Source organism: Bradyrhizobium sp. AZCC 2176, from assembly GCF_036924645.1.
In the GTDB taxonomy this organism is placed as follows: Bacteria; Pseudomonadota; Alphaproteobacteria; order Rhizobiales; family Xanthobacteraceae; genus Bradyrhizobium.
Genome location: NZ_JAZHRX010000001.1, coordinates 2691109 through 2706419, shown reverse-complemented (window position 1 = coordinate 2706419; position 15311 = coordinate 2691109). Strand labels below are relative to the sequence as shown.

Genomic DNA, 15311 nt, shown 5'->3' with positions numbered 1-15311 from the left:
TTTACGGCTGTTTGCGATGAGGGTCGGGCTACCACGGCGGGGCCCGCGGCAGCAAGGCTGCCTGTTCCTCATCCTGAAGAGCGGCGCTCGCGCTGCGTCTCGAAGGATGCAGGCCCGTCTGTGGCCGCATCCTTCGAGACGCCGCTCCGCGGCTGCTCAGGATGAGGGTCTGCTGGCAGCAAGCTAGGCTGCTGATATAAGGCCCTCAATGATCCGCTCCTTTCTCACGGTCTCCTCGGGAACGCTGGCGTCGCGGCTGCTTGGATTCGTGCGCGATTCCGTGCTCGCGGCGCTGCTCGGCGCTGGCGCGGTTGCGGACGCGTTCCTGGCGGCGTTTCAACTGGTCAATGTGATCAGGCGGCTGTTGACCGAGGGCGGGCTGAACGCCGCGCTGGTGCCGGCATGGCTGCGGGTGCGCGAAGCCGGCGGCGCTGTGGCGGCGGCGGCGTTCGCGGGGCGCGTGCTCGGCACCATCGCAACGATCCTGATCGTTGCGACCGCCTTGCTGGCGCTGGTGATGCCGCTGGTCATCGCCGTGCTGGCGCCGGGATTTGCCGGGCGCGAGACGATGCAACTCGCCACCGACAATGCCCGGCTGATGCTGCCGTACCTCGCCTTCGCGGGTCCCGTGACCGTCATGATGGCGCTGTTGAACGCGCAGGGCCGTTTCGCGCTGACGGCGTTTTCGCCGCTGCTGTTCAACATTGCGCTGATCAGCGTCATGGCCGTGCTGCTGGTCGCGAAGCCGGAGCCGGCCCGGGCCGCGCAGATCATCGCAGCCACCGTCGGCATCGCCGGGCTGTTGCAGCTCTCCGTGCTGGTGCTGCGCCGTGGCGAGAGCATTGCAACGCCGCTGCGCATTTCCTTCGACAAGGAGCTACGCGGCTTTCTCGGCAAGGCGGCGCCCGGCATGATGGCATCGAGCGCTCCGCAGTTGCTGATGGTGGCCGGCGCGATCATCGCCTCCTCGTCGCCCTCGGCGGTGTCGTGGCTCTATTTCGCGGGCCGCCTGGTCGAACTGCCGCTCGGCATTGTCGGCGTCGCCATGGGCACGGTGCTGATCCCGGAATTATCGCGCGCGGTACGCAGCGAAGATCACGCCGCCACGGCAGATGCGGAATCGCGCGGGCTCGAACTCGCCGTCGGCCTGGCGCTGCCCGCCACGCTCGGGCTGATGGTGCTCAGCGAGCCGATCGTGCGGCTGTTGTTCGAGCACGGCGCCTTCACGGCTGATGATAGCGCGGCGACCGCCCGCGCGCTGATGTGGCTGACGCTGGCGCTGCCGGCGCATGTGCTGGTCAAAGCGCTGTCACCGGCGTTTTTCGCGCGCGAGGATACGCTGACGCCTTTGATCGCCGCGCTAAAGGGCGTGGTGCTGGCGGTCGCTGCGGCCTTCGTGCTCAGCCATTGGTACGGCGCCGACGGCATTGCGGCGGCGATCGCGCTCGGCGCCTGGAGCATGGCGCTCAGCCTGATCCGCCGCGGTGCGGAGACATTTGGATTCTCGATCGATGCTAGCGCGAAGCGGCGGCTGCCGCGCATCATGCTGGCAGCGCTCGCGATGGCCGCGCTGCTGTGGCTGGCGACACGGTCGCTGCCGGCGCTCAGTTCGGGCGCGCATGGGCTCGTGCAGGCCGTTCTGCTACTGGCCGTGATATCGGCGGGAATCGCCTTCTACGGCCTGTTCTTAAGGCTTTTCGGCGTCACCGGCTGGCGCGAGGCGGTCAACGGGATCAGGCAAACAAATGGCTAGACCGTCATCCTGAGGTGCGCGCCCTTGCGCGCCTCGAAGGATGAGTATGGCCCGTGGCCCATCCTTCGAGGCTCGCTGCGCTCGCGCCTCAGGATGACGGCGGAGGCCCATCTGGCGGCTTGCGCTGACAGCCCCTGCGTGGCAAACGACGGCGCGAAACAGGCATCCTCGGGAAGCTTAAAATGGCTTTTGTTGAACGGGTTTTTTCCGGCGTCCAGCCGACCGGCAATCTGCATCTCGGCAATTACCTCGGCGCGATCGTCAACTTCGTGAAGATGCAGGAAACCCATAACTGCATCTATTGCGTCGTCGACATGCACGCGATCACGATGGGGCTCGACGTCTGGGGCGGCCCGGCGGAGCTTGCCCGCAACACCCGCGAGGTCACCGCGGCCTTCATCGCCGCCGGCATCGATCCGAACAAGCACATCGTGTTCAACCAGAGCCAGGTCACCGGCCATGCCGAGCTGACATGGATCTTCAACTGCGTCGCGCGCGTCGGCTGGCTCAGCCGCATGACCCAGTTCAAGGAGAAGGCCGGCAAGGACCGCGAGAACGCCTCCGTGGGTCTCTACGATTATCCGGTGCTGATGGCGGCGGACATTCTGGTTTATCGCGCCACGCATGTGCCGGTCGGCGAGGACCAGAAGCAGCATCTGGAGCTATCTCGCGACATCGCGCAGAAGTTCAACAACGACTTCGGCGATTCGATTCGCAGCCGCGGCTACAATGACGGCCTGTTCTTTCCGCAGCCGGAACCTTTGATCACCGGACCGGCGACGCGGGTGATGAGCCTGCGCGACGGCACCAAGAAAATGTCGAAGTCGGATGCCTCGGACAATTCGCGGATCAACCTGACCGACGATGCGGACACGATCGCGCAAAAAATCCGCAAAGCCAAAACCGATCCGGAACCGCTGCCGTCGGAAGAAAGGGGCCTGGAAAACCGGCCCGAGGCCGACAACCTCGTCGGCATCTATGCCGCGCTGTCCGAGCGCAGCAAGGCCGACGTTCTGAAGGAGTTCGGCGGCGGGCAGTTCTCCAGCTTCAAGAACGCGCTGGTGGAACTTTGCGTCACAAAGCTCTCGCCGATCGCTTCCGAGATGAAACGGCTGGTCGCCGACCCCGGCCATGTCGACAAGATCCTGGTCGACGGCGCCGACCGGGCGCGCGTCATCGCCGATGAAACCATGCGGGCGGCCAAGGACATCGTCGGCTTCATCCGAAAAAGCTAGCTTTCCTTGTAGCCTGACAACAGCGACGCCGCTTGTCGAAGGCGGCTGCGCCGTGGCAGCATGCGGCGGTTTGGCGCAGCACCGGGATATGCATGACCACCCAGCGACGAAGCTACGAGACGGGTCACAAGCCAAAATGCCTTGTCATCGTTGACGACACCGCGGAATGGGACCGCGCGGTTTATTATGCCAGCCGCTGGGCCATTCGCGTCGGCGGCGGCGTGGTGATGCTGCGCATCATCGAAATCGAAGATCAGAACCAGCAATGGCTGGGCGTTGCCGACCTGATGCGCGCCGAGGCCGAGGACGCTGCGAACGAGGCGCTCGATCGCGCCGCGGGGCGCGCCAACGGCATCGCCGCGATCACGCCGGAACGGGTGATTCGCGAGGGCGACCCGACCACCCAGATCCTCGACGTGATCGACAAGGACGTCGATATTTCGATGCTGGTGCTGGCGGCCAATCCGGGCCCCGAGGGGCCCGGCCCGCTGATCAGCATGATGGCGCAGGCCGCGGGCTCGTTCCCGATTCCCGTCGTCATCGTCCCCGGCGACTTAAGCGATTCGGACATCGACGGGCTTTCTTAGGCCTTTGCTTAAGGCTTGATACGCTTACAGAATTGCTGGTTTGCGCCCCTTGATCGTGCGCTGGCGGTCGCCATCTGCTACAGGAGACCCCACGCGCCGGCCTTGAACCGGCGACGCCGGAGAAAAACCATGTTCATTCAGACCGAAGCCACGCCCAATCCCGCCACCCTGAAATTCATTCCGGGCCGTACCGTGCTCGATACCGGCACGATGGAATTCGCCAACCGCGAAGCCGCCGCCCGCTCCCCGCTTGCCGAAAGACTGTTCGGCGTGCCCGGCGTCTCCGGCGTGTTCTACGGCTACGATTTCGTCACCGTGACCAAGACGGATGGCGACTGGCAGCACCTCAAGCCCGCGATCCTCGGCGCCATCATGGAGCACTACATGTCCGGCGCGCCGCTGCTCGCCGATGGCACTGCGGGCAATGACGAGGCGGCGGACGAAGAGGGCGAATTCTTCAACGAGGCCGACGCCGATACGGTGGCGACCATCAAGGACCTGATCGAGACGCGGGTGCGGCCGGCGGTCGCCAATGACGGCGGTGACATCACCTTCCGCGGCTTCAAGGACGGCGTCGTCTATCTCAACATGAAGGGCGCCTGCTCCGGCTGCCCGTCCTCGACGGCGACATTGCAGCACGGCATCCAGAACCTCTTGAGGCACTTCGTGCCCGACGTGGTCGAAGTCCGGCCGGTGTGAGAAAAAGCGAATGGCAAGCAGCGAGTGGCGAATAGAGACGAACACCGATAATCTATTCGCTATCCGCCGCTCGCCATTCGCCTTTCCATGCTGATCCTCGCCATCGATACCGCGCTCGATGCCTGCGCCGCTGCCGTGCTCGACACCGGCGCAGGCGGGGTCGTCGCGCGGGAATCGAAGCCGATGAAGCGCGGTCATGCCGAAGCCCTGATGCCGCTGATCGCCCGCGTGATGAAGGCGTCAGGCGTTGCGTTTGCCGCGCTCGACCGCATCGCCGCGACGACCGGTCCCGGCAGCTTTACCGGATTGCGGGTCGGCCTTTCCGCCGCTCGCGGCATTGCGCTCGCCGCCGGCAAGCCGGTCGTCGGCGTGACGACGCTGACCGCGTTTGCCGCCCCCATGGTCAGCAAGAACGACGAACAGCATCCCGTCATATCAGTCATCGACGCGCGGCATGATCACGTCTATTTCCAGGCGGTGGCCGGCGACGGCCGTTCATTGATCAAGCCGAAGGTGGCGCCGATCGCGGAAGCGCTCGACGCAGCGCGCTTCGGGGCGCCACATCTGGTCGGCAATGCAGCAAAGATTCTGGCCGACCGCTGGCCGGCCGAGGCGCCGCCGCCTTTCAAGATCGATCAGCAGGCAGCGCCCGACATCGCCTGGGTGGCGTGGCTCGGCGCCGCCGTCAGTCCCGAGAGTTCACCGGCACGGCCCTATTACCTGCGCGCGCCCGATGCCAAGCCGCCGAAGGATCCGCTATCCGGCCCCGCGCAGCCGCCGGCATCATGATGACATGGCTCTCCGATTGGTGGGGCGGCGGCACGGCCGTGATCGAACCGGCCGGCCCGCGCGACGCGGCGCGCCTGGCGCAACTGCACGGCGCATCGTTTCACCGCGGTTGGGGCGAAGGCGAATTCGAGGTCATGCTGACCGAGCGCAACACGCTCGTTCACCGGCTCCGACAGGGGCGCAAGATCATCGGCTTTGCGGTGTCGCGCATGGCGGCTGACGAGGCGGAGCTGTTGTCGATCGCCATCGATGCGACCCAACGCGGCCGCGGCCTGTCGCGCAACCTGTTGCTGACGCATCTCGGTCACCTCGCGGGCCGCGGCGTAGGCAAGGTGTTCCTCGAGGTCGAAGAAAACAATCAGCCCGCGCGGCGCCTGTATGAATGGGCCGGATTTGAGGTGGTTGGCCACCGGGAACGCTATTATCAGCAGCCCGGCGGCGAGCAATTGAATGCGCTTCTGATGCGGCGTGACTTGTCGTAATATGTACCGGGTGGCAAAACACCCCCGACCTGACGTCCCAAGGCCTCGAGACCATGCCCGTACTGAAATCCCCGTCTGCGCACAAGAATACCGGTATCGAGGCCCGCTGCGCCGCCACCGGCATGCGCATGACCGAACAGCGCCGCGTCATCGCGCGCGTGCTCGCCGATTCGGTCGATCATCCGGATGTCGAGGAACTTTACCGGCGCTGTGTCGCGGTCGACGACAAGATCTCGATCTCGACGGTGTATCGCACCGTCAAGCTGTTCGAAGATGCCGGAATCATCGAGCGGCACGATTTCCGCGAGGGGCGAGCGCGCTATGAGCAGATGCCCGACAGCCATCACGACCATCTGATCAATCTGCGCGACGGCAAGGTGATCGAATTCACCTCCGAGGAGATCGAGAAATTGCAGGCCGAGATCGCTCGCAAGCTCGGCTACAAGCTGGTCGATCACCGGCTGGAACTGTACTGCGTCCCGCTCGACGATGACAAAACCTAGTTTTCGTGAATCCTGATCTCATCATCTTCGATTGCGACGGCGTGCTGGTCGACAGCGAAGTCATTTCATGCCGCGCGCATGCGGAGACGCTGACGCGGCATGGCTATCCGATCACGGCGGAACAGGTGCTCGAGCGGTTTCTCGGCCGCTCGATGCGCCAGGCGACGGTCGAAGTTGAAGCCGAGCTCGGCCGCAGTCTGCCCGACGACTTTCAGTCCCAGACGTACGCCGAGATTTTCCGACTGTTTGCGACTTCGCTGGAAGCCATGCCCCATATCGGCGAAGCGCTGGCCCAGATTGCACTGCCCGTCTGCGTCGCATGGAGCGGGCCGCCGGAGAAAATCAGCGCCAGCCTCAATCACGTTGGCTTGTACGATCGATTTGCGCCGCACATTTTTTCGGCGGTACAGGTGCGCCATGGCAAGCCGGCGCCGGATCTGTTTCTGTTTGCCGCCGAGCAGATGCAGACCGCGCCTGCGCGTTGCCTCGTGATCGAGGACAGCGTCGCCGGCATCGCGGGCGCCGTCGCCGCCGGGATGCCCGTGCTCGGGTTTCACGGCGGCAGCCACTGCCGCCCCGGTTATGGCGACAGCCTGCGCGCGGCCGGGGCCACTGCGACGTTCAACGATATGCGGCAATTGCCCGTTTTGATCACGCAAATGGGCCAAAAACCGGGCCAGATCGCTGGATTTCCAGCGGTTTAGCCTATAACTAAGCCTCGCGCCGGATTGGCGCCATTCAATACCAGCACTTACAGGTTCCATGAAGCCGCCGCGCAAGCTGCATATCAAGTCCTATGGCTGCCAGATGAACGTCTACGATGCGCAACGCATGGTGGACACGCTGGCTCCGGAAGGCTTTGTCGAGACTCAAAGCGCCGAGGATGCGGACCTGGTGATCCTCAACACCTGCCACATCCGCGAGAAGGCCTCCGAGAAGGTCTACTCCGAACTTGGGCGGCTTCGCGTCGCCAAGGATGAAGCCGCCCGCAACGGGCGCGATATGCGCATCGCGGTCGCCGGCTGCGTCGCGCAGGCCGAGGGCGAGGAGATCATCCGCCGCGCGCCGACCGTCGACGTCGTGGTCGGGCCGCAGAGCTACCATCATCTGGCACAATTGCTGGCGCGCGCGAAAAGCGAGGGCCGTGCGCTGGAGACCGAATTCCCGGTCGAGGACAAGTTCGGTTTCCTCCCCGCCCCCAAACCGGATGCGATCCGCGCGCGCGGCATCTCCGCTTTCGTCACTGTGCAGGAAGGCTGCGACAAGTTCTGCACCTTCTGCGTGGTGCCCTATACGCGCGGCGCGGAAGTCTCGCGCCCGGTGGCAAAGATCGTCGACGACGTGAAGCGGCTGGCCGACAACGGCGTCCGCGAGATCACCCTGATCGGGCAGAACGTCAACGCCTATCACGGCGAAGGACCCGACGGACGGACGTGGCCGCTCGGCAAGCTGCTGCACCGGCTTGCCGAAATCGAAGGTATCGTGCGGCTGCGCTACTCGACCAGCCATCCCCGCGACGTCGACGATTCGCTCATCGCGGCGCATCGCGATCTCGCCGCGCTGATGCCGTTCGTGCACCTTCCGGTGCAATCCGGGTCCGACCGGATCCTGGCCGCCATGAACCGCAAGCATACCGCCGATGATTACCGTCGCGTCATCGACCGTTTTCGTGAGGCCCGCCAAGATATTGCTTTTTCATCGGATTTTATCGTCGGCTTCCCCGGCGAAACCGAGGGAGAATTCGCCGCGACCCTCGCGCTTGTCATGCAAATCGGATACGCTGCGGCGTATTCGTTTAAATATTCGCCGCGGCCCGGCACGCCGGCGGCGGACATGCAGGAGACGGCGTCAGCGGCTGAAATGGACGAGCGATTGGTGCGGCTCCAGGAATTGATCGACAGTCAGCAATCGGCCTTCAACAAGGCCATGATTGGCGAAACCGTCGATGTGCTGTTCGAACGCGCGGCCCGCAATCCCGGCCAGATCGTCGGCCGCACCGCGTACCTTCAGCCCGCGCATGTCTTTGCCTCGCCTGACATCATCGGACAGGTGCTGCCGGTTACGATCGGGAGCCTGGAGCGCTACAGCCTGCTTGGCGAACTTGCCGGAGCACGCGCTGTGCCGTCGACGCGTTCACCCATGACCAATTCTTCTCAAGAAACCAATCCTTCTCAAGAAACTCAGGGAGCCTGAACCCTTGCCAAAAAGCGCATCGGATTCATCTTCGCTCGCTCCTAGCCGCAAATTTGATCGCGACATGCAAATTCCGCCCGAGACCCAGGTCGTCATCGACTTCGACGACAACCGCGCTGCTTCAGCGCTTGTCGGCCCCTACGGCCAGAACCTCGCGCTGGTCGAACGGCGGCTCGGCGTCGTCGTCGATTCCCGTGGCAACCACATCACCATCGCCGGCAGCCGCGACGGCTGCGACGCCGCGCGGCGCGTGCTGGAGACGCTCTATGCACAGGCCGTGCAAGGTCACGACCTCTCGCAGGGCGAAGTCGAGGGTGCGATCCGCGCCGTGCTCGCGCAGGGCTCGCTATTCGAATACGACGCCAAGACCGCCAAATCGTCGTTCGAAACCATAAATTTGCGCAAACGCCCGGTGCGCGCACGCACGGCGGCGCAGGATTCCTACATCCGCGCGTTGAAGCGCCACGAGATGGTGTTCGGCGTAGGCCCCGCCGGCACCGGCAAGACCTGGCTGGCGGTGGCGCATGCCGCGCAATTGTTCGAACGCAAGGAAGTCGATCGCATCATCCTGTCGCGGCCCGCGGTCGAGGCCGGCGAGCGACTCGGCTTCCTGCCCGGCGACTTGCGGGAAAAAGTCGATCCTTACTTAAGGCCGATCTACGACGCGCTGTACGATTTGATGGATTCGCGCATCGTCGAGCGCGCGCTGCAGGCCGGCGAGATCGAGATCGCGCCGCTGGCCTTCATGCGCGGCCGCACGCTGACCAACGCCGTCATCATCCTGGACGAAGCGCAGAACACCACCTCGATGCAGATGAAGATGTTCTTGACCCGGCTTGGCGAGAACAGCCGCATGATCATCACCGGCGATCCCTCGCAGGTCGACCTGCCGAACGGACAGGCGTCGGGGCTTGCCGAAGCGGTCAAGCTGCTCGACGGCGTCGAGGGCATTGCGCAGGTGAAATTCACTGCGGAAGACGTCATTCGCCATGAACTGGTGGCGCGGATCGTCGCCGCCTACGAGGGGTTGCCGCAGAAACCGGCGACCGGAAAATCTTGACCCAACAATCTTCGGCCGTGGACCTGCCGCAGGCAGGCCGCGGCCGTAACCCCAACTCTGAAATGCAAAGCGCTGGAACGCCCGTGTCGTCCGCCCTTCCCCTTACCGAGGTTCTCGTCGTCGCCGATTGCTGGCAGACGGAGCCGGAAGCCGAGGCGGTGATCCATCGCGCCATCAATGCCGCGGCCGAAATCGCCGATGCCGATGTCGGCGAGGCCGAGCTCGCCGTCATGCTGACCGACGACGCCGGCATCCGCACGCTCAACAACAACTGGCGCGGCATCGACAAGCCGACCAACGTGCTGTCGTTTCCGGCGTTGCAGGCGACCGCGGGCGCGCCGGCGGATGCGCCGCGGATGCTCGGCGATATCGCCATCGCCTATGAGACCACGCGGAAAGAGGCCGATGACGAAGAAAAGCCGTTCGATCATCACCTCAGCCACCTTGCGGTCCACGGGTTCCTGCATTTGATCGGATACGATCACGAGAAAGACGACGACGCCGACACCATGGAAGGTCTCGAACGGGAGATTCTCGCCCAGCTCGGCATTCCGGATCCGTATGCGGATCGAGATCCCCATGCGGACCGGGAGCGGATGGACTGAAATGCCGGACTCCGACCCGATACAGGACAACCCGCGCGATACGCGCAACCTGCCAGTGGTGGTGCAGGAAGGCGAGGTGCTGCGTCCGACCGCCGATAGCTGGCTGATGCGCGCGATCCGCACGCTGTTCGGCTGGAGGGCAGGATCGGTCCGCGCCGATCTCCAGGTCGTGCTCGACGCCTCCACCCCGGATGATGTCGGCTTCTCCGCCATCGAGCGCACCATGCTGCGCAACATCCTCGGCCTGAACGAGCGGCGGATCGCCGACGTGATGGTGCACCGCGCCGACATCGTCGCGGTGAAGCGGGATATTCCGCTCGGCGAACTAATGAGCCTGTTCGAGAGCGCGGCGCATTCGCGGCTCGTGGTCTACAACGAAACGCTCGACGACCCCGAGGGCATCGTTCACATCCGCGACCTCCTGGCGTTCATGACCGCGAAGGCGCGGGTCGGCGATACGACCAAGCCCAAGCGCAAGAAGCCGTTCCCGGCGGGCCTCGACCTGCGCGCGGTCGACCTCGCATCGCCGCTCGCCGACGCCAACATTATTCGCAAGCTTTTGTATGTGCCGCCGTCGATGCGGGCGATCGACCTGCTGGTGCAGATGCAGGCCTCGCGCATCCACCTGGCGCTGGTGGTCGACGAATATGGCGGCACCGACGGGCTGGTGTCGATCGAGGACATCGTCGAGCAGATCGTCGGCGAGATCGACGACGAGCACGACAGCGACGAGCCGCCGTCGATCATCCGGCAGGGAGATAATGCATTCATCGCCGACGCCCGCGCCAGCCTCGAGGATGCGCGCAAGATGATCGGCGAGGAATTCATCACCGGCGAGGCCGGCGAGGAAGTCGAGACGCTGGGGGGCTACCTGGTGGCGCAGGTCGGCCGCCTGCCGGTACGCGGCGAGGTCATTGCGGGCCCGGGCAATTTCGAGATCGAGGTGCTCGATGCCGATCCGCGGCGGGTCAAGCGGCTGCGGATCGGGATCCGGAAAGAGCGGCCGGCGCCGCGCGCGACGCGCGAACGAAGCCGCCGCGAGGCTGCGCCCGACAGCAGCGTGCCGCCGACCAATGACAATACACCGCCGAGCTCCGGCGATGGAGCCGGCTCGCAGTGATTTCATCCAGCAGATTTCGCCTCGCGGGACTTTCGATCATCCTGGCCTGGGGCTGGAAGCGCGCGGTGATCGCGCTTACCGCCGGCATGCTGTCGGCGCTTGCGATGGCGCCGTTCAATGCCTGGCCGGTGCTGTTCGTGACCTTTCCGGTCGTGGTCTGGCTGATCGACGGGGCGGCGGCCGGAAAACGGCGCGGCGTGCCGGCGGCGGCGATGTCGGGCTTCTGGTTCGGGCTCGGCTATTTTGTGCCCGGGCTCTACTGGATCGGCAACGCCTTCCTGGTCGACGCGCCGACTTTCGCCTGGCTGATGCCGTTCGCGGTGCTCGGCCTGCCGGCCTATCTTGCCTTATTTCCGGCGGTCGGCTTCGCGCTGGCGCGGCTGATCTGGACGCGGGATGCTTCGCGGGTGCTGGCGCTCGCGATCGGGCTCACGGTCAGCGAATGGCTGCGCGGCTATGTGCTGTCGGGCTTCCCCTGGAATGCCTTCGGCTACGCGCTGTCGGAACCCCTGGCGCTGGCGCAAGCCGCGTCGCTGATCGGACTGTGGGGCATGACCTTCCTCAGCGTCGCGATCTTTGCCAGCCCGGCGGCGCTGATCGACGGGTCTTCGCGCGGCCGAAAACCCTGGATCGCGCCGGTGGCGGCGCTGTCGCTGCTCGTTGCCATGGGGGCCTACGGCGCCGCACGGCTGTCGCTGCAGCCGACCGAGTTGACCAAGGTCAAGCTGCGCATCATGCAGCCGAACCTGCAGCAGGACGTCAAATTCAACTACGCCGCCAAGGCGGAGGTGATGCAGAAATACCTGACGCTTTCCGACCGCGCTTCAGGACCGCAATCCACCGGCGTGCGCGACGTGCAGATCCTGATCTGGCCGGAATCGGCTTTCCCGTTCTTCCTGACCCGCGAGGCGGACGCGATGGCGCAGATCGCCGAGCTGCTGCCCAAAGGCACTGTGCTGATGACCGGATCGGTGCGCGCGCCCGACGGCCCCCCCGGCGCCCGCGTCAGCCGTGCCTACAACTCGATATATGTGATCGACCATGACGGTGGCGTGCTGTCGGTTTACGACAAGCTGCATCTGGTGCCGTTCGGCGAATATTTGCCGTTTCAGGAGTGGATGGAAAAGCTCGGCTTCGTGCAACTCACAAAGGTGCATGGCGGCTTCATTCCGGGCACGCGGCGGCGCGCGATGGAGATACCGAACGCGCCGCGCGCGCTACCATTGATTTGTTACGAAGCGATTTTTCCCGGAAATGTTGCAGCGCGTGACGATCGCCCCGGCTGGATCGTCAATTTGACCAATGACGGCTGGTTCGGAAATTCGACCGGCCCCCATCAGCACCTGCAGCAGGCGCGGCTGCGTGCGATCGAGGAAGGGCTGCCGATGGTGCGCGCCGCCAACACCGGCATCTCGGCGGTGATCGATCCTTCGGGGCGGATTGTGGCACGGCTCGGCCTCGGCATCGAAGGTGTGCTGGACGCCGGCCTGCCGTCGCCGCTGCCGCCGACGATTTATGCTCGTCTTGGAGATATCCCGGCCGCCATCATCGTGGCCGCCGCCCTGCTGTTAGTCGTCAGGCGCCGCGCTGCAAAGCAGGCTGCCTGAGATTTGCTCATCGCTGGCTGTTGCTGGTTTACTAAAAAAGCTGACTGCGCGGTTCCACCAGTTGACAGACAGCCTGCGATTCGCTTTCTGCGGTTGCAAGCCAAGAACAACAACCAGTCACTTCATTGCTCAGATCGTCCCGCAATTCTACCCGATCCTCCGAGCAGGATATGACGGTCACGGCGCGCCTGAGGCATCGTCTTTCCACTGCCTCATTCCCGGCGCGCGATCCCAGGAGTGATCTAGATGTCCACCAAAGCGCCCAATCCGGTTGACAAATATGTCGGCAGCCGCGTCCGGATGCGCCGCATCATGCTGGGCATGAGCCAGGAAAAGCTGGGCGAAGCGCTCGGCCTCACCTTCCAGCAGGTTCAGAAATACGAAAAAGGCACCAACCGGGTCGGCGCCAGCCGCCTGCAGCAGATTTCCGAGATATTGCAGGTGCCGGTGTCGTTTCTGTTCGATGGCGGGCCGAGCGGCGCGGTGAATGGCGAGGGCTTCGGCGAAGGCGCCTCCCCGGCCTACGTGTCCGATTTTCTCGCCACATCGGAGGGTCTCGCACTGACGCGCGCGTTCACGCGCATCAGCGATTCCAAGATGCGCCGCTCGATCGTCGAGCTGGTCGAGCAGATTGCATCGCGCGATGGCCCGGACCCGCGCTGATTTTCATCCCGTGTCGGTTTGAGAATTTCGTATTTTGGAATATGCCATAATTCCCGGTGTGCTTTATTGCGCATCTGAGGCCCGCGTTGGCCCGGGCACGCGATACGCAATTGCACATCGAGGAATGACGCCGTATCGGATACGACATGACGATAACCAATCCGTTCGATTCCACGCCGATCCTCGAGGGCATCCGCCGCTGGGTCGAGATCGAGACCCCCACCGAAGCACCCGCGCAGGTTAACAAGCTCGCCGATCTCGTCGCTGAGGGTTATCGCGGCATGCCTGCGACGGTGGAGCGGATCGCCGGGCACTCCGGCTGCGGCGATCATCTGGTGGCGCGCTCGTCATGGGGGCAGGACGAACCGGGAATACTGGTGCTGAGCCACCTCGATACGGTGCATCCGCTTGGCTTCATCGAGCGCCTGCCTTTCCGGATCGATGGTGACAGCGCGTTCGGCCCGGGCATCTACGACATGAAGGGCGGCGCCTATCTCGCCTATCATGCGTTTCGGCAGGTCTGCACTGAGGGCGCGCGGCCGCCGCTCGGCATCACCCAGCTCTATGTCTCCGATGAAGAGATCGGCAGCCCGACCTCGCGCGCGCTGATCGAGGCCGAGGGGAAAAAGGCGAAATATGTGCTGGTCACTGAACCGGCGCGCGACGGCGGCAAGATCGTGACGGGGCGCAAGGGCGTCGGGCGCTTTGAGGTCTTCATCAAGGGCGTGCCCTCGCACGCCGGCACCCGGCCCGAGGACGGCCGCAGCGCCATCCGCGAACTCGGCAACGTCATTCAAACGCTGGAGGCGATGAACGATCTCGCGCGCGGCATCACCGTCAATGTCGGTGTTGTCAGAGGCGGCACAAGGCCGAACGTAATTGCGGAGGACGCCTATGCCGAGGTCGACTTGCGCGTGCCGACGATATCGGATTCCGAGGAGATCACCGCCAAAATCCTCAATCTGAAATCGCGCACCGAGGGCGTCACGGTCAAGGTGATCGGCGAGTTGAACCGTCCGCCTTACGAAAAGAGCAACGCCGGCGCCGCGCTCTACGAGCATGCCAGGACGATTGCGGCCGAGATCGGTTTCGATCTGGTCGATACGTCGACCGGCGGCGGCTCTGACGGCAATTTCACCGCGCCGCATACCGCAACGCTGGACGGGCTCGGTGTCGACGGCCAGGGCGCGCATACCCATCACGAGCAGATGTACATCTCCTCGATCGAGCCGAGGGCGCGGCTGTTGTACCGGCTGTACCAGACGCTGCGATGATGGTCTCACCGCGCGATACCGGCGACCGCGAGGCGACGCCGGATGACGGCGCGTCGGCACATGCGCGCGGCTCGTTCTTCGGCCGCCGCAAGGGCCACAAGCTCCGCATCCACCAGGCCGAGCTGATAGATCATCTGCTGCCGCATCTGGCGCTCGATATCGGGGCGCCCGCGCCGGAACATCTTGCCGATCTCTTCGAAGGCGAAATCGAGGATGTCAGGCTCGAAATCGGTTTCGGCGGCGGCGAGCATCTGATCGCGGAGGCGCAGGCCTATCCGAATATCGGGTTCATCGGGTGCGAGCCGTATGTCAACGGCATGGCCAAGATCCTCACCCAGATCGAGGTCCACAACATTAGCAACATCCGCCTCTATGCCGGCGACGCCGCGGAGCTATTGGCCTGGGCCCCGCCGCGATCGCTGGCGCGGATCGACCTGATCCATCCCGATCCCTGGCCGAAGCGGCGGCACTGGAAGCGGCGCTTCGTGCAGGACGCGACGGTCAACGCGATGGCGCGCATCCTTAAAGCGGGCGGCGAGTTTCGTTTCGTCAGCGACATCGACGATTATGTTGCATGGACGCTGGCGCACCTGTTGCGCTCGGCGGATTTTCTCTGGACTGCGGAGCGCGCTGCCGACTGGCAAAAGCCGTGGGACGGCTACACCATGACGCGCTACGGCCGCAAAGCGGAGCGCGAGGGACGCGTCGCGGCGTATTTGCGGTTTCGGCGGGTTGGGTAGA

At 64.5% G+C, this 15311-nt stretch carries 16 protein-coding genes; all 16 read left to right on the top strand.

The annotated features are described in order from the left end of the window. The first annotated feature begins 208 nt into the window (after positions 1-208). The 16 genes from murJ (at position 209) to trmB (ending at position 15310) form a co-directional block, all read left to right on the top strand. Positions 209-1753, top strand: coding sequence for a murein biosynthesis integral membrane protein MurJ (murJ, locus tag V1288_RS12525; RefSeq protein ID WP_334357329.1), 1545 nt, complete (start codon positions 209-211; stop codon positions 1751-1753). 182 nt (positions 1754-1935) lie between these two features. Further along, positions 1936-2988 (top strand): tryptophan--tRNA ligase, encoded by a 1053-nt coding sequence (gene trpS, locus V1288_RS12520; protein ID WP_334357328.1) that lies wholly within the window; start codon positions 1936-1938, stop codon positions 2986-2988. A gap of 92 nt (positions 2989-3080) precedes the next feature. Further along, entirely contained in the window at positions 3081-3575 is a 495-nt protein-coding gene (locus tag V1288_RS12515; RefSeq protein ID WP_334357327.1) for a universal stress protein, read from the top strand. A 129-nt stretch (positions 3576-3704) separates the two neighbouring features. After that, complete coding sequence (locus V1288_RS12510) at positions 3705-4274, top strand: NifU family protein (protein WP_334357326.1); 570 nt, start codon at positions 3705-3707, stop codon at positions 4272-4274. Positions 4275-4361: 87 nt separating this feature from the next. Beyond that, complete coding sequence (tsaB, locus tag V1288_RS12505; protein ID WP_334357325.1) at positions 4362-5063, top strand: tRNA (adenosine(37)-N6)-threonylcarbamoyltransferase complex dimerization subunit type 1 TsaB; 702 nt, start codon at positions 4362-4364, stop codon at positions 5061-5063. Then, the gene (gene rimI, locus V1288_RS12500) at positions 5060-5545 is read left to right on the top strand and encodes a ribosomal protein S18-alanine N-acetyltransferase (protein WP_442893941.1); all 486 of its coding nucleotides are present in this window, start codon (positions 5060-5062) and stop codon (positions 5543-5545) included. The genes tsaB and rimI overlap by 4 nt, the downstream gene beginning before the upstream one ends. A gap of 53 nt (positions 5546-5598) precedes the next feature. Continuing rightward, on the top strand, positions 5599-6048 hold the full coding sequence (locus tag V1288_RS12495) for a Fur family transcriptional regulator (protein WP_334357324.1): 450 nt from the start codon (positions 5599-5601) through the stop codon (positions 6046-6048). Between the two features lie 5 nt (positions 6049-6053). Beyond that, positions 6054-6752 carry an HAD family hydrolase gene (locus V1288_RS12490; protein WP_334357323.1) on the top strand — a complete coding sequence of 233 codons (699 nt, stop codon included), beginning with the start codon at positions 6054-6056 and terminating at the stop codon, positions 6750-6752. Positions 6753-6810: 58 nt separating this feature from the next. Next, entirely contained in the window at positions 6811-8241 is a 1431-nt protein-coding gene (miaB, locus tag V1288_RS12485) for a tRNA (N6-isopentenyl adenosine(37)-C2)-methylthiotransferase MiaB (RefSeq protein ID WP_334357322.1), read from the top strand. A gap of 4 nt (positions 8242-8245) precedes the next feature. Beyond that, positions 8246-9301, top strand: coding sequence for a PhoH family protein (locus V1288_RS12480; protein WP_334357321.1), 1056 nt, complete (start codon positions 8246-8248; stop codon positions 9299-9301). A gap of 83 nt (positions 9302-9384) precedes the next feature. After that, on the top strand, positions 9385-9906 hold the full coding sequence (ybeY, locus tag V1288_RS12475) for an rRNA maturation RNase YbeY (RefSeq protein ID WP_334357320.1): 522 nt from the start codon (positions 9385-9387) through the stop codon (positions 9904-9906). Position 9907: 1 nt separating this feature from the next. Further along, positions 9908-11026, top strand: a complete 1119-nt coding sequence (locus tag V1288_RS12470) for a hemolysin family protein (protein ID WP_334357319.1) — start codon at positions 9908-9910, stop codon at positions 11024-11026. After that, a complete protein-coding gene (lnt, locus tag V1288_RS12465; protein WP_334357318.1) occupies positions 11023-12633 on the top strand; it encodes an apolipoprotein N-acyltransferase in 1611 nt (536 codons plus the stop codon). Before V1288_RS12470 ends, lnt begins: the two co-directional genes overlap by 4 nt. Positions 12634-12879: 246 nt before the next feature. Then, a complete protein-coding gene (locus V1288_RS12460; protein ID WP_334357317.1) occupies positions 12880-13296 on the top strand; it encodes a helix-turn-helix domain-containing protein in 417 nt (138 codons plus the stop codon). Positions 13297-13442: 146 nt separating this feature from the next. Then, complete coding sequence (locus V1288_RS12455) at positions 13443-14570, top strand: M20 family metallopeptidase (protein ID WP_334357316.1); 1128 nt, start codon at positions 13443-13445, stop codon at positions 14568-14570. Continuing rightward, positions 14570-15310 (top strand): tRNA (guanosine(46)-N7)-methyltransferase TrmB, encoded by a 741-nt coding sequence (gene trmB, locus V1288_RS12450; RefSeq protein WP_442894023.1) that lies wholly within the window; start codon positions 14570-14572, stop codon positions 15308-15310. The genes V1288_RS12455 and trmB overlap by 1 nt, the downstream gene beginning before the upstream one ends. The last annotated feature ends 1 nt before the right edge of the window (position 15311 follow it).